The sequence below is a fragment of the Vibrio sp. Vb0667 genome, assembly GCF_033391095.1.
Genome location: NZ_JAWPOL010000002.1, coordinates 573,189 through 588,698 on the forward strand (window position 1 = coordinate 573,189; position 15,510 = coordinate 588,698).

14 protein-coding genes are annotated in these 15,510 nt (G+C 45.6%); 8 read left to right on the top strand and 6 right to left on the bottom strand.

What is annotated here, in order from left to right:
* Positions 1 to 36 precede the first annotated feature (36 nt).
* Positions 37 to 576, top strand: a complete 540-nt coding sequence (locus tag R8269_RS05200) for a redoxin domain-containing protein (RefSeq protein WP_054578683.1) — start codon at positions 37 to 39, stop codon at positions 574 to 576.
* A gap of 512 nt (positions 577 to 1,088) precedes the next feature.
* Positions 1,089 to 1,772: a hypothetical protein gene (locus R8269_RS05205; protein WP_017635227.1), complete on the top strand. Its 684-nt coding sequence runs from the start codon at positions 1,089 to 1,091 to the stop codon at positions 1,770 to 1,772.
* A gap of 195 nt (positions 1,773 to 1,967) precedes the next feature.
* On the opposite strand, the gene R8269_RS05210 is transcribed toward R8269_RS05205, so the two are convergent.
* Positions 1,968 to 2,333 (bottom strand): winged helix-turn-helix transcriptional regulator, encoded by a 366-nt coding sequence (locus tag R8269_RS05210; protein ID WP_005375456.1) that lies wholly within the window; start codon positions 2,331 to 2,333, stop codon positions 1,968 to 1,970.
* A 167-nt stretch (positions 2,334 to 2,500) separates the two neighbouring features.
* The gene (locus tag R8269_RS05215; protein ID WP_017635228.1) at positions 2,501 to 3,085 is read right to left on the bottom strand and encodes an NAD(P)H-dependent oxidoreductase; all 585 of its coding nucleotides are present in this window, start codon (positions 3,083 to 3,085) and stop codon (positions 2,501 to 2,503) included.
* A 270-nt stretch (positions 3,086 to 3,355) separates the two neighbouring features.
* Between R8269_RS05215 and R8269_RS05220 the strand changes: the two genes are divergently transcribed.
* Positions 3,356 to 3,697 (top strand): ArsR/SmtB family transcription factor, encoded by a 342-nt coding sequence (locus R8269_RS05220; RefSeq protein WP_005375451.1) that lies wholly within the window; start codon positions 3,356 to 3,358, stop codon positions 3,695 to 3,697.
* A gap of 85 nt (positions 3,698 to 3,782) precedes the next feature.
* Positions 3,783 to 4,838: an ACR3 family arsenite efflux transporter gene (gene arsB, locus R8269_RS05225; protein ID WP_053303785.1), complete on the top strand. Its 1,056-nt coding sequence runs from the start codon at positions 3,783 to 3,785 to the stop codon at positions 4,836 to 4,838.
* A 36-nt stretch (positions 4,839 to 4,874) separates the two neighbouring features.
* On the opposite strand, the gene R8269_RS05230 is transcribed toward arsB, so the two are convergent.
* Together R8269_RS05230 and R8269_RS05235 are read right to left on the bottom strand one after the other, a co-directional pair.
* Complete coding sequence (locus tag R8269_RS05230; RefSeq protein ID WP_137283102.1) at positions 4,875 to 5,654, bottom strand: helix-turn-helix domain-containing protein; 780 nt, start codon at positions 5,652 to 5,654, stop codon at positions 4,875 to 4,877.
* 20 nt (positions 5,655 to 5,674) lie between these two features.
* Positions 5,675 to 6,208 (bottom strand): YbhB/YbcL family Raf kinase inhibitor-like protein, encoded by a 534-nt coding sequence (locus R8269_RS05235; RefSeq protein WP_017635230.1) that lies wholly within the window; start codon positions 6,206 to 6,208, stop codon positions 5,675 to 5,677.
* Between the two features lie 187 nt (positions 6,209 to 6,395).
* Between R8269_RS05235 and R8269_RS05240 the strand changes: the two genes are divergently transcribed.
* The 4 genes from R8269_RS05240 to R8269_RS05255 all read left to right on the top strand — a co-directional run bounded on the left by R8269_RS05240 (position 6,396) and on the right by R8269_RS05255 (position 10,373).
* On the top strand, positions 6,396 to 7,187 hold the full coding sequence (locus R8269_RS05240) for a PhzF family phenazine biosynthesis protein (RefSeq protein ID WP_005385139.1): 792 nt from the start codon (positions 6,396 to 6,398) through the stop codon (positions 7,185 to 7,187).
* Positions 7,188 to 7,394: 207 nt separating this feature from the next.
* Positions 7,395 to 8,345 (top strand): HlyD family secretion protein, encoded by a 951-nt coding sequence (locus R8269_RS05245; RefSeq protein WP_372587974.1) that lies wholly within the window; start codon positions 7,395 to 7,397, stop codon positions 8,343 to 8,345.
* 4 nt (positions 8,346 to 8,349) lie between these two features.
* Positions 8,350 to 9,276 (top strand): ABC transporter ATP-binding protein, encoded by a 927-nt coding sequence (locus R8269_RS05250; protein WP_318222471.1) that lies wholly within the window; start codon positions 8,350 to 8,352, stop codon positions 9,274 to 9,276.
* Positions 9,276 to 10,373: an ABC transporter permease gene (locus R8269_RS05255; protein ID WP_017635233.1), complete on the top strand. Its 1,098-nt coding sequence runs from the start codon at positions 9,276 to 9,278 to the stop codon at positions 10,371 to 10,373. The genes R8269_RS05250 and R8269_RS05255 overlap by 1 nt, the downstream gene beginning before the upstream one ends.
* Before the next feature lie 109 nt (positions 10,374 to 10,482).
* Here the strand turns inward: R8269_RS05255 and R8269_RS05260 are convergent, their stop codons facing one another.
* Positions 10,483 to 10,854, bottom strand: a complete 372-nt coding sequence (locus tag R8269_RS05260) for a hypothetical protein (protein ID WP_005375433.1) — start codon at positions 10,852 to 10,854, stop codon at positions 10,483 to 10,485.
* A gap of 426 nt (positions 10,855 to 11,280) precedes the next feature.
* Positions 11,281 to 15,510 (bottom strand): formate dehydrogenase subunit alpha (gene fdhF / locus R8269_RS05265; protein ID WP_318222472.1); only part of this gene is annotated, 4,230 nt, incomplete at its 5' end.

Genomic DNA, 15,510 nt, shown 5'->3' on the forward strand with positions numbered 1-15,510 from the left:
CATTCATGGATATACACCATCAATTCGGGAGTCAATATGGCAACTTCAGTGAAACTTAAAGCGGGCGACAGCTTCCCTCATCTTCAAGCCACTTTGCTAGATGGTTCAAACGTAACGTTGGGTCAGCCGCAAGGTGATGCGACTTGGCAAGCAGTATTCGTTTATCGTGGTAAACACTGCCCTCTTTGTACTAAGTACCTCAACGAGCTTGAGAGTTACAAACAGGCTTTCGCTGATGCTGGCGTCGATATTCTTGCCGTTTCTGGCGATTCAAAAGCACAACTAGAGGGGCATCTAGAGAAACTCGAAATCAGCTTCCCTATCGCTTACGGCCTGACCGAAGAACAAATGAAAACGCTAGGCTTGTATGTATCTATTCCTCGATCTGAACAGGAAACCGATCATAATTTCGCAGAACCAGGTCTGTTTGTGGTGAATGAACACGGCGACTTACACGTGGTGGATATTTCAAACAACCCGTTTGTTCGCCCTGAGCTTGGCGCGCTATCACGCGGATTGGCATGGATTCGCGATCCAAACAATAACTACCCTATCCGTGGCACATTGGATTACTAATATCTTCTACACCCAAGTAAACTTTCTATCCTTAAATAAGCTAGGATTCTTGCCTTAGTGAGAATAACTTGGAATACATATCAGATCCGTGAGATCTGATATGTATCAACAAGTTGGAAATAGAGTCCTTGTTCATTATACAACGCCTTGATGAAAAACAAGATCAGTGAAGCCCAGGCTCCCCTCAAACAACGTTAGTTATTTACTTCTAAGTCACTTTCACGATAAATACATGAAATTAAAACTAAAAACTTAGACTTAACGGATATATAAATCATAACGGTACCTACACAAGTAGTTGGCTAGCGATTATTATCCTATTGCAACTCAAAATTGTGCAAATCTAATAATTCATACCATAAATGAAAACATAGATACCGTAAGAGACAAAATAAAAGCAAACGATTAAATTACCAATAAAACACCGTTCAATTAAAATAAAAAACATTTCACTTTATAAAAATGTAATTAATCGTTATTTGCAATCACACATCTTAATTGAGAAATACAGTATGAATAAAATCTCTTTGTTTTATATGGCCGTTTGTATCGGATTAGTTGGATGCGGTTCAGGAGGAAGCGACAACGATCCAGCAAAAGATATACATCCCACCATTTCAAATCCGGAACAAGTCAACGCAATGACGGTGGACAAAGGTCATTTCTATTGTTCTGTAAACCAACAAAAACTGGAACACGGAGGGACATCTGCAACTATGTCCTACCTGATTGAAAAGAAAAGAAATTCTACGGTTGTCGACGATTATGAATGTACCGAATACGGTTTAAAGAAAGGTGAGTCAATTATCGTCACTAAAAGTGCAATTGAAAACTTTTCATACTCAAAACATTATAAAAGCACGAAGAAGAATGACATTAATAGGTTTAAAATCATCTACCCTACAGGGCTTACGACTCCGATTAATAAAGATTATGAAAAAATTACGATCACGTATAATACGGAGAGACCTGACGTTAACATTAAGATAATTCAATATTTTGACGAAAAGTCTAAATTATATACCATCAAAAAATATAAAAGCCACGTTAACGACAACTCACCAATAGGTTTAGTTGAGAAAGAGGAATTCGATAAATATTCCGATTTTGAAAAGAAACTGGAATTAAATAGTGCTTTTTTAAATTCAACTGAAGTGAGTGATTTATTCTACAACTTATTAAGCATGATAAAATAATAACTAAAAATCAAAAACTTAAAAAGTACGATTATGCTCAAGTAGCTTCGATATGCCTGACTAGAAAGAGTACGTTGTTTTACGAAACAAATTACGATTTGAATAAAGCACATCTAAGTTACTTGGGTATAAACGGCGATGTATTGTTAATCAGCTTTCAAAAGAGAGTGACGTTTGCGATTAACTACTTTGGTCTTAACGAAGCTCAATTTGATGCTTTTCAGACCAAATTCGCAAATCATCAAGAATCTTAAGTGCGGTACGGCCGAACTCTGTTAGTTCATAGCTGACTGCAATTGGGCGGTCGCTGATCACTTTACGCACCACCATACCTTCCGCTTCTAGCTCTTTAAGACGTTGGTCGATCATCTTTTTACTTGCACCGCCTAGCATGCGTGCTAAGTCATTGAAACGAACTGGGCCGTCTTTCAAATGATAAATCAGAGAACCTTTCCATTTACCACCAATTAAACGCATCCCTTTCTCGATAGCACATGGCTCCGCACATACGTTCGCCACTGACTTACGACCTTTGCTATCTACACTGATTCTGCTTTCCACAATACACCTCAAGATACGCACCTAATCTAGGTAACGAAAAGTAAGCTAGATACATTTAGTGCTTTAGAGTAATAAAAACGTCACCTCGCCGCAAACAAATAAAAATGGACCGCGTACAGCAGTCCATCTCAATTCATCATTCAGTTCGCACTATCTTTCTAAAAGGATTAGAAGTTTTCGTTAATGTGAGCTTCGAAACGAACAAAATCGTTTTCGATATCTGCGTTCTTCATCACATCATAACAAGCGAATGTAGGTAATGCTGACATACCAAAGAAGCGGAAGTTAGCGTGCATGTGGAACATCAAATCATCCACGCCTTTACCTTGGAATAGGTATTCGCTCTCATCATCAAACGATTCTTCTGGCGCGTTGAATGTCAGTGAAAGCATGTATTTGCTGTTGGTTTGAGTACCGCCTGTACCATAGTTTTTCTTTGGTTCTTCTGCGCTACGGCCATCAAATGCACACAGTGCGCCGCCCATACCCGCAGTAAACACGTCGTCCATGTATTTTTTGAATGACCAAGGCACAGACATCCAGTTGATTGGGCTTTGGATGATCACGCGATCAGCCCATTCAAAGTGTGCGAGTTGCTCATCTACGTTGATCTCATCTTGCATTGTCACAACGCGAACTTCATGGCCTTTTGCTTGCAGAAGCGTCTGTGCTTTGTCGACAAGAGAAGCATTTAGACGACCTTCTGAATATGGTGATGGTTCGTGTGCATTGATGATCAGTACGTTGCTCATGGGATTACCTTTAAATAAGTTCACAAGATGACGCAGTAACCATTGTGCGTCGGATGTGGTTTATTATGGTAACCTAGAAATATAGTGCAATTAGTTAACTTTTAGTAACCTACTTAATTTTTAATTATATCACTGTTTTTAAAAGATATATTTTTTCAACTTTTTATCCATCGTTATTTCACGATTAATTTTTTCATCGTTTTGTTGCATCTTCCACAGAGCAGGCGTACACTTTATCGCAATTCGACGATTAACTATTAAGGCCAGCGAATGAGTGATAAGTGCAAGGACACGTGCGAAGTCGTTTTTCAGACAACGCAACAACAGCTCGAGAAAGAACAAACTCTAGCAGCGCAAGCAAAAGCTTTGTCGCATCCAGCACGTTTGCGCATTCTGCATATCCTGCACACGCTCGATACCATGGGCGGTTGTTTGAACAGTGATTTGGTTTCTGAACTGGGTCTTGCGCAATCTACTGTTTCCGAGCACTTGCGTATTCTAAAGCAAGCAGGCTTTATCAGCGCCGAGCCAAACCCACCTAAGGTGTGTTACCGCATTCAACGCGACGCGTTTGATCAGTTCAATCTAGGATTTTCCAAGTTATTTGATTAATGCCCTTTGCACGCTGTTCAGACGTGCAGAGATAAACTATACCTTTAACTATCGCCTTTCGACGATAAACGAATAAGAGAACACTATGACTACTCAAGTTTTAAATAGTGCCAGCGACAAAATGAGCTTCTTGGACCGTTACCTAACGGTGTGGATTTTTGTGGCAATGGCAATCGGTGTAGGTATTGGCGCAGTATTCCCTCAAGTTGCTGAGTGGAACGAGTCAATGTCAGTTGGTAGCACAAACGTACCGCTAGCGATTGGTTTGATTTTGATGATGTACCCGCCACTCGCAAAGGTGAACTACAACTTGCTAGGCACAGTGACGAAAGATAAAAAAGCGATCACGCTGTCTTTGGTCATGAACTGGATTGTCGGCCCTATTTTGATGTTCATCCTTGCATTGACTTTCCTAGGTGATCATCCGGGTTACATGGTTGGTATCATTCTGATTGGTCTTGCTCGTTGTATTGCCATGGTATTGGTATGGAACGATATCGGTGGCGGTAACAAAGAATACGGTGCAGCCCTAGTTGCACTAAACAGCGCTTTCCAAATCGTGACTTACAGTGTGATGGCATGGTTATTCATCACTGTGTTGCCACCAGTCTTTGGTTACGAAGGTTTCGTGGTTGATATCTCGATGATGGACATCGCGGAAAGCGTTCTGATTTACCTTGGTATCCCATTCCTAGCGGGCTTTCTAAGCCGTAAATGGCTGGTCGCTGCGAAAGGTGAGCAATGGTACAACGACGTGTTCATCCCACGCATTTCACCAATTACCCTTATCGCCCTACTTGCGACCATCGTACTGATGTTCAGCTTAAAAGGTGAGATGATTCTTGAACTGCCAATGGATGTATTCCGTGTAGCAATTCCACTGGCTATTTACTTTGTGTTGATGTTCTTTGTCAGCTTCTTCGTTGGTAAGAAAATGGGCATTGACTACGACAAAAACGCGTCGATTGCTTTCACGGCAACAGGCAACAACTTTGAATTGGCAATTGCGGTTTCTATCGCGGTGTTTGGCCTTAACTCAGACCAAGCTTTTGCTGGTGTCATTGGTCCATTGATCGAAGTGCCTGTATTGATTGCTTTGGTGAACGTAGCATTGCGAATGAAGGCCAAATATTATGGCTAACCTAAAAAGCACAAAAAATACAAAAGCGGTAAAACATTAACTCACTACCGTTTTAATATACTCGCTGGGCGTTAGGCCGAACTTACTTTTAAAGCGTTGGCTAAAACGCCCCTCTGACTGATAACCACACAACTGTGCTAGCAGCGCAACGTTATACGAGCCATTTTGCATCAAGTAAAGTGCGTGATTTAGGCGCACTTCTGCCAATACTTCACGATACTGGGTACCTTCTTGTTTCAGTTTGCGTATCAATGTTGCTCGGCTCATAGCAAAGTGCCCCGCGACCATGTCTAATGGATGCTCCTCCCCTGGAGAGCGCGATAAGTAACGACTAAGTTTCTGACTAAAAGAGATATGTGAACTCGAGAACAACCGATGCAATAACCCTCTCTCAGCTAGCTGCTGATATAGACCCATAATCCAATAGCGTTGTGTCGCTTCACTTAAGCTTTCCCGCTCAAACGAAAACAAAGCATTTAACGTCGCTTGCAATGCTTTATCTGTCTCAACAACGGGTACATAGTTTCCTAATGCGTTGCTCATGCTTAGCTCCAACATTTCATCGCTAGGCACACAGTGAAAACTGAACATTCGAGAAAGAAATCGCCCTTGTAGAGGAAGATTTTCAAAATTTAGGGATGCATTTGCTTCACAAAGCATGATATTTGGATGATGGATGTCGAGTACTTCATCTTTCCAGAAAAGATGTTTACTCCCCTTAACAATCTGAATAAGGCTTGGGGAGTGAATCCTGACATTACGAAGCTTCTGCTGCTGCTCCGCACGAAACAGCGTAACCTGATATTGGTGACCCATTCTCTCCCCCTTATATTCAATTATCGCGTGTAAGTCGTGGTTAATGTCGCTTTACCCAAAGCAACACTATTCAAAGTAAACCCTACAATGGCTGGTGGCGTGTTTTCATCCAAATTCAGTTCTTCAGTTGGCAATGCCCACACCGTAAACTGGTAACGATGCATCCCATCATTCTTTGGAGGACACGCGCCGCCGAACCCCGTTGTGCCGTAGTCAATACGAGATTCTTTGCCGCCTAACTTGTTCATATCAATGCCTCGAGGCAGCTCGCTAACGGTGGATGGAATATTAAACGCTATCCAATGCCAAAAACCACTGCCTGTTGGTGCATCGGGGTCATACACGGTGATCGCAAAACTTTTTGTGCCCTTTGGAGCTTCTTTCCACATCAATTGTGGTGATTGATTCCCGCCATCACATCCCCAACCAGAGTATTCAAATGTCTTCGCCATCGGGTGGCCTTCTTGAATATCTCTACTCACGAGTTCAAATGCATGGGCAGAACCGACCGCAAAAACACTCAATACCAAAACTGACTTGTAGATCGCTTTCATGTTTTTCTTCCTTTCAATGAATTCAACACTAGTCTAAATACCCAGCAGTCCGAATCATTGTCAGTAAGTATCAAAAAACACAAAATAATCTATAATTTTGACACTTTAAGATTCTAACACAAATTTCTTACTCTCTTAATTGCACTTGGTTTATGCTAATTAATCGCTCACGGAATAAGGAAGGAAAATGGAATTGGATATCTACGTGGTGGACGCCTTCACCGATACGCAATTCAAAGGCAACTCAGCAGCGGTGATACCGTTAGAGGAATGGCTAGCCCCAGAATTGATGCAAAATATCGCGACAGAAAACAACTTATCAGAGACGGCTTTCCTAAAGTCCATTGGCGCAAACCAATATGAGATTCGTTGGTTCTCTCCGATTACTGAAATCGATTTCTGTGGACACGCAACACTGGCCTCTTCGTTAGTTCTGTTTGATGAGTTTGGCATTAATGGCACGATTGAATTTCATACTCTGGAAGTAGGGACCCTCACCGTAGAGAAGAATGCGCAAGGTAAGATCGAGATGACGTTCCCTGCTCGTCCTCCAAAAGCCGTTTCTGATATTCCCTCGGCATTGATTGATGGCCTAAGTTGCGATGTGGAACGCGTACTGCTTAGCCCTCAAGCGTATTTCGTGGTGGTCGGCAACCAGCAGGAGGTACTTGAGGTTCAATACCGTTCAGAGCACCTCAAGACACTCGCTCCTTACGATGTGGTCGTTACCGCGAAAGGTGATCAACAAGACTTTGTATCGCGTTACTTTTGGCCTGCAAATGGTGGTGACGAAGACCCCGTAACTGGCTCGATTCACGCTGGGTTAGCACCGTTCTGGGCAGAAGCGTTAGGCAAAACATCACTGGTCGCTTACCAAGCTTCTCAGCGCGGAGGCATTTTGCACTGTGAAGTTACTGGCGAACAAGTAAGAGTATCTGGCGACGGCGTGCTCTACATGAAACGCAAGATTTTTGTTTAAATGATATTCATGTAATCAACTTAAAAGAGCCAAGTAAAGCACGGCTTCCGCAGGATAAAGCCAGCTTCAATAATTAATCAATTGATGAATATTGAAGGAATTAACTTCCTAGCCGGACAAAACTGACTCACGTTACACTGAATGCAGTCCCACACTCTTCTATAGCTTGATACGAGTTCAAGCTCACCTTCTTAGAGGAAGCGTCGCATGATGAAGCGAATCATTCTTGGCACCCTAGCCCTGACTCTTTTAACTGCCTGTTCCAAAGATGATGGACAGCAAGCCCTTGGTACGCTTGAGCGTGACCGCGTAACTTTTACTGCAACCTCTAGCGAGATAATTCGTGCCCTACCCATCAAGGAAGGCAGCCAAGTCACCGAAGGAGAAGTGCTGGTTCAGCTCGATACAAAGAACCAAGAAGCCGTTTTAGCTCACGCCGTAGCCGAACAAGCCAAGGCTGACGCCTATCTTTTGAAATTGACCAATGGTGAGAGACCAGAAGACATTGCCGCAGCGCAAGCACGTGTTGCCAGAGCGGAAGCTCAATTGGTTGAGGCGCAAAAGAACTACCAACGTAAAGCGGAGTTAGTTCGTAAGAAACTCATCAGCCAATCAGAAAAAGACACCGCTTTAGCAGCCAGAGATTCTGCTCGTGCAGAGCTAGACTCCTCACAAGAAGAGTTCAGCAAACTGACCGCTGGCTCTCGCCCTGAAGATATTGAACAAGCGAAAGCCGCACTCATGGCTGCAAAAGCCGATGTAGCACTGCAAGAACAAAAGCTGGCAGAACTCACCATCACGGCCACGCGAGATGGCTTGTTAGATAACCTACCGTTTAACCTTGGTGAACGCGTTCCTGTGAATGGCATTGTTGCCGTAATTCAAGCGAGCCGCGTCCCATACGCCCGTGTTTATGTTCCTGCCAATTATCGAGTCAACTTTGTGCCGGGTAAAACGGTTAACGTGCATGTAGATGGCGTTGAGCAACCATATAGCGGCACCGTTCGTTGGGTAGCGACTGAGCCTTCATTCACGCCTTATTTCGCGCTTACCGAGGAAGAACGCTCGCGTTTGATGTACCTAGCAGAAGTCGACCTACAAGACTCCGCACAATCCTTGCCTTCAGGTATACCAGCGCAAGTGGATTTGGTGGAGTAAGCCAATGACCGAATACGCGATTCAAGCTGAAAATGTAGTGAAAAAGTTTGGTGACTTCACCGCCATCAACAACATCACGCTTAATGTGCCCAAAGGCAGTATTTATGGTTTTCTTGGCCCCAACGGCTGCGGTAAATCAACAACCATTCGTGTGCTGACTGGCTTGCTTAGCCCAAGTGAGGGCAATGTCGATGTACTCGGGCTAGAGATCCCAAAACAATCTGAGCTTCTGCGCCTCAAGATTGGCTACATGACGCAAAAGTTCTCGCTTTATGATGATCTGACGGTTCAAGAGAATCTTGAGTTTATTGGACAAATCTTTGGTATGGAAACCAAGGCCCTAAAAGCTCGCATCGAAGAACAACTATCCACCTACGGTCTCGACCAGTTGCGTAAACAGCGCGTCGGCGGAATGAGTGGCGGCCAGAAACAACGCTTGTCTCTCGCCGCAGCGACCATGCACAAACCAGAACTGTTGTTTCTCGATGAACCCACATCTGCGGTTGACCCAGAGAACCGACGCGATTTCTGGGAGCAATTGTTTGATCTCTCTGACCAAGGCACCACGATTTTGGTCACAACGCACTACATGGACGAAGCAGAGCGCTGTCATCGTCTGGCTATGATGGAAGCCGGGGAAATCCGCGCCGATGGTGAGCCAGAAGAACTCATGGCGCAAATGGGCGTTAACATCGTCGAAGTCAAAGCGGATAACTTACGCGAGCTCAAAGAGAAAGTCATTCAGCGTGAAGAGGTACGCTCAGCCGCACAGCTCGGCATTCGCTTACGCATTTTGATCCACCAGCACATCGAACAACCGATCGAATGGTTAACCCAAACCTTTCCAGAGCTTGAGGGCTGCGAGATGAACATTGCTCGCCCGAGCTTGGAAGATGTGTTTGTCAGTGTTACGGGAGAAGGTCGCCAATGATGAAATCTATTGCCCGTATGAAAGCGGTAATGATCAAAGAGATCCGTCAGCTTTCACGTGACCGCATTACCTTTGGCATGGTCGTGATGATCCCGTTGATTCAGCTTTTGCTGTTCGGCTTTGCCATTAATACCGATATTCGCAATATTCCCGTTGGCGTCGTCGATCAAAGTGGCAGTACTGCTGGGCGTGTGATCACCGAGTCCGTCAAAGTCACGCAAGTGGTCGATGTGGTAGAAACTTTTGCTACCGCTTCAGAAGCCGAGCAAGCCATTCAAGACGGTTTAGTGCGAGCCGCTTTAATTCTACCTAGCGACCTAACCCAACGTATGGTGCAAGGGCGAGAGCTTGGCCAGTGGATTGTGGATGGTTCAGACACCATGATCAGCTCTGCGATTCTCTCGCTACAAACCATGCCGTTAACGGATTTTGATTTTGAGATACGCCCTGCCCCAACCAAAACCTTTGAAGTTGCGCTGTATTACAACCCGAGTCGGCGCTCGGCGGTGAACATTGTCCCCGGTTTGTTGGGCGTAATTCTAACCATGACGATGATCTTGTTCACCAGTGCGGCCATTGTTCGAGAACGGGAACGCGGCAATTTGGAGTTACTGATTACTACGCCAATTCACTCCATCGAACTCATGGTGGCGAAGATCATTCCCTACATCTTTGTTGGTCTGATACAGGTGTTTATCATTTTAGGCTTGGGTCATTGGATATTTGGTGTACCGATAAACGGCGCCATTAGTCAGATACTGTTTGGCACGCTGCTGTTTATCGCCGCGAGTTTAACCTTAGGTTTGGTGATATCCACCATTGCGACGACACAGCTTCAGGCCATGCAAATGACGGTGTTTATTCTTTTGCCGTCGATTCTTCTGTCCGGATTTATGTTCCCTTATGAAGGAATGCCCGTCGCCGCACAATGGATATCAGAAGCCCTACCAGCCACTCACTTTATGCGCATTATTCGTGGTGTTGTGCTGCGTGGTGCAGACCTAATGGAGCTATGGCGAGATACAGTTTGGTTACTTGGATTCACCGTTATCGGCCTTATTGTCGCTTCATTTCGCTTCAAAAAATCACTCGACTAATTCCACGATATTGCGTTCATTCCTTAAAAACAAAAATAGCCCCAACGAAGGGCTATTTTTTGTTTGTGTATTCATACACTGCGCTATCGAGCTCAACTCTCAGACAATATTAATAGTACTCACCGTAGGAACAATCTCGTAAATCGGAAATATTGTAGTTTTTCAAAGAGTTTATTTTAAAGTTGAACACTACCTGTTTACAGACAACGCCTTCGCGATCCGTGTACGTGATAATACCTTCACTGTACGCACGCTGACCATCAGAGGATGTCACGTCAGCAACAAGTTCCAAATGGCCCTTATGCGCGTCTACGCGATTCATCATCTCAAACACATCTACCCACTCTTCGCGATTTGCCATTTGTATTAGCATGGACTTCGCCTGTGTTTCCAACTGCTGGGGGTATACATAATAACGGTTGTAACCAAAGTATGCGCACATAAGTAATAAAACGAGTGCAAATGAGGTTGTTCTTGTCATACAAGCTTCCTCTTGTTGTTATAAAAATCTTGCTTCGTTAATTCAGTATAGGAAGCGAGCAAAGTTTAGGTTATAGAACTTGCCCAAATAACAGAGGACAGTCAGAGACAGTCAATTCTATGACAAGCTCAACAACAAACTTTATTGCACTCTCATCATGGGCTTGAACAAAAATACGCCACAGAGACAGCAAGAAGTAAGAAGTAAGAAGTAAGAAGTAAGAAGTAAGAAGTAAGAAGTAAGAAGTAAGAAGTAAGAAGTAAGAAGGGAAAACTAACCGGAGCGCGGTGATAACAGAAAAGTAAAAGGAGTTGGAAGAAAAAGACAATCCGAGTGAATGTAGTGAGAGCGGAAATCAAGATTAGATTATCCGCCCATCAACTAGGCTCAAATTGTCAGTGACCACAACAACGTGACTCGCCGAATTTAAACGTGTTGGTAACTATCTTCGAGAGACTCTGTCTGCGTTGTTTTTTCGCTCACTTCCACTTTAACCGCAGCGACCTTGAACTCAGGGATCTTCGCATGCGGATCAGTCGCCGTTGTCGTTAGGCGGTTGACTGGCGATTCAACAAAGTGGAATGGAATGAACACCACTCCTTTTTGAATACGCTTAGTCACAAAGGCATCAATCTCAATGCTGCCGCGACGTGTAGACACCGTCAGACGCTGACCATTACTGATGCCTAGCGCTTCTGCGTCTTCCACGCTCACCATCGCACGTGGACCAGCAAGATTATCCAACCCTTTGGTCTTACGCGTCATGGTGCCAGTGTGGAACTGCTCAAGTACGCGACCCGTCGTTAACACAAGTGGGTACTCTTCATCTGGCAGCTCAGCCGCATAACGGAACGGTACACCCACCATTTGCCCTTTACCACGAGTAAACTGGGTTTGGTGCATGATGCGAGTACCCGCAGGGTTGTTCTTGTTGCTAGGCCATTGCACACCGTTTGGCGTAATGGCATCCCAACGAAGACCCGCGTATTGAGGTGTCACACGTGCGATTTCGTTAGTGATATCATACACGCAGTGGTAATCCCAATCACTGCCCATTGCATTGGCGATTTCTTGGATAATCCACCAATCCTCTTTCGCTTCACCCGGCGCCGTGACAACCGGATTCACGCGCTGAACACGACGCTCCGTATTGGTGAAGTGACCCGCTTTCTCTGCAAACGAGCAAGAAGGCAGAACTACATCCGCGTATTGCGCAGTTTCCGTTAGGAAGATGTCTTGAACCACCAAGAAATCGAGCGCTTCTAAACCTTCAATCACATGCGCTTGGTTCGGGTCACTCAACACTGGGTTCTCACCCATGATGTACATACCACGAACGTCACGATGGCAAGCCGCATCAATGATTTCTGTCAGGGTTAGACCTTGCTCAGAAGGCAGATTTGGTGCGTTCCATTCAATCGCAAACTTCTGACGCACAATTGGGTTGTATACCTTTTGGTAGCCTGGGAAGCTGTTTGGCAAAGCACCCATATCACACGCGCCTTGCACGTTTGATTGACCACGCAGCGGGTTAATACCACCACCTTCAATACCGATGTTGCCACACAGCAATTGTAGGTTAGCGATAGAACGCACGTTGTCATGACCTGTCGTGTGCTGAGTAATACCCATCGAGTAGTACACAGCCGTACGATCTGCCGTACCGATCATACGCGCCATTGCTTGAATGTCTTCGGCTTTTATGCCCGTAACCAACTCTACTTTATCGAGGTTGTAAGCTGGCGACATCACTTCTTGCAATAAGGTATCAAAGCCGTCGACACGTTCTTCGATGTACTCTTGATCGTACCAGCCGTTCTTAATGATCTGCTGCATGACACCGTTTAGGAGCATCACATCCGTACCCGGACGATGCGCCATATACAGCTCAGCATGCTCTGCCATATCGACACGTTTCGGGTCAGCCACAATCAAACGAGCGCCGTGGTGACGAATTGCTTGTTTGATATGTGAAGCGATAATCGGGTGCGCCGATGTGGTATCCGAACCAATAATAAAGATCACATCAGAGTGCTTAATGCTTGGAATGTCGTTGGTCATTGCACCACTACCCAGTGACGCCTCAAGACCGGTTACACTCGATGCGTGACACAAACGCGCACAGTGGTCGACGTTGTTAGTGCCTAGTTCACGACGGACAAATTTTTGGAACGCGTAGTTATCTTCGTTAGTGGTTTTCGCAGAAGAGAAACCCGCTAATGCGTTGCTGCCAAAATCTTGCTTAATGCCGGAAAACTTGCTCGCAATCAGTTGAATCGCCTCTTCCCAGCTTGCAGGCTGCAACCAACCGTCTTTACGGATCAATGGTGTGGTAAGACGCTCTTCACTGCCAATGAAATCAAAACCAAAGCGCCCTTTCACACACAGCATGCCTTGGTTCACTGGCGAGTCACCGCCCTTCACGTAACGAATCGTATTGGTTGCTTCGTCCACGAACATAGTCAACTTACAGCCCACACCACAGTATGTACAAATGGTGTCGACCGCTTTCAGATCTTCAGTACGACCTTGCGAACGGTCACGACTATCGACCATCGCGCCCGTTGGACACACTTGAACACACGCGCCACATTGCACGCAGTTCGAATCGCCCATTAGGGTTAAGCCATTCTTGTTACTTCCGAAGTGTGGACGGTCGTCAGGACGTAATGCCGGGCGACCTTGTTTGTCGCACACAAAGTTCAGAACACCGTGCACGGCTTTGTCGCGACACGCTTGGATGCACTGACCACAACTAATACAGCGGTTGGCATCAAACTCAATAAACTCAGAGCTACGGTCAACTTCGTACTTATGACGCAAGTCTTTCGCACGAAGATCTAACCAATCTTGATGCGATTTAATCTGTAAGGAGAAGTCAAAGCTTTGCTCAGCTTCATATTCGGTGGAGTAATCACGCAGCGCACAATCGGTATTTGCCTGACAGCCACATTCAAGGCAGCGTGCAGCTTCCTTCATCGCTTCTTCGTTATCAAAGCCCAACTCCACTTCAGCGAAGCTTTGCTCGCGTTGTGCTGGAGTCAGCTCAGGCATGATAGATCGAGCGACTTTCTGGATGTTCTCGAAGTGAAGCGGATCGACTTGAGAGAGTTTCTTCTCTTTGCGCGAGTTGAACGCCGCCTTTGGCATATCGGCCATATCGCCATTCAAAAACAGGTCAATGGCTTTTGCCGCAACGCGACCATCACCCACGGCTTCAACTGCCGTTGCTGGACCACGGCGGAAATCACCAATACTGAAGATGTTGCCCGTGCCGGTGTGCATGGTCTTTTCATCTGCATCAGAGGTATTCCAGCGCGTAAGTGGAATCGACAAATCTTCACCTTCGAGGAAGCTCAGATCTGGCTTTTGCGATACTGCCGCAATCACGGTGTCGAACTCTTCGGTAAAGAACTCGCCGGTTGGTTTTGGGCTTCGACGACCAGATGCATCCGGCTCACCCAACGCCATGCGCTCTAGACGAATCGCATTCACGCGTCCGGTTTCATCGGCAAGGTTTTCTGCAGGGTTGGTCAAGAAGTGGAATTTCACCCCTTCGTGTTCCGCTTCGACAATCTCGTAGTCTTCTGCCGGCATTTCGTCACGGGTACGACGGTAAATCAACGTGGTGTCTGCACCAGCGCGACGCGCAGTACGAGCACAGTCAATTGCCGTGTTACCACCACCGATCACCGCGACTTTCTGACCCGTTACATAGTTTTGTTCGGTAACGTAATCTTTTAGGTAATCAACGCCTAAGTAGCAACCTTCAAGGTCACTGCCTGTGTAGTGCATTTCGACCGCTTGAGACGCGCCGACCGCCAAACACACCGCGTCGTATTCTTCACTCAATTGAGAAAGCGTGAAATCCACACCCAGCTTTTGATTGGTGTGAACTTGCATGCCATTGCGGCACATCAGTTCGATTTCTTTATCGAGAATGTCTTTTGGTAAACGGTATTCTGGAATGCCATAACGCAACCAACCGCCCGCTTTTGGCATGGATTCAAAGACCGTAACGTCGTAGCCTTCGTTCGATAGGTAGTAGCCAGCTGTCAGACCACCAGGACCACTGCCGACGACGGCAATGTTCAAACCTTTACTTGCTTTCTTTTCTGGTACGTAGGCTTCATGCGCAGACAAATCCGCATCCGCGGCATGACGTTTTAGCTGACGAATTGCAATAGGCTCATCGACTAACGAGCGGCGACATTCGCTCTCACAAAATGCTGGGCATACACGGCCAATCGATAACGGCATAGGAAGCGTACGCTTAATCACTTCAATCGCTTTTTGATGATCGTTCTGTGCGATGTGATAAAGGTACGACTGGATATCCACGCCCGCAGGACACGCGGTTTTACATGGCGCTTCACAATCGGCGTAATGGTCCGTCATGATGCGGTTGAGTGCTTTTCTGCGGTGCTCGCTTAATTGTTCTGATTGCGTGACCACATTAAGGCCGCGGTAAACTTCGAGCTCACACGCACGCTTAGTACCGCCACTTTCGACTTCAACTACACACAAGTCACACGGTACTTTTTCATTACTTTTGTTCATTCCGCACAGCGATGGGATCTCGACCCCACACACTTTTGCTGCTTCTAAAAGGGTTAGACCCTCTTCTACAATTCTATATTTTCCATCGATGACAAT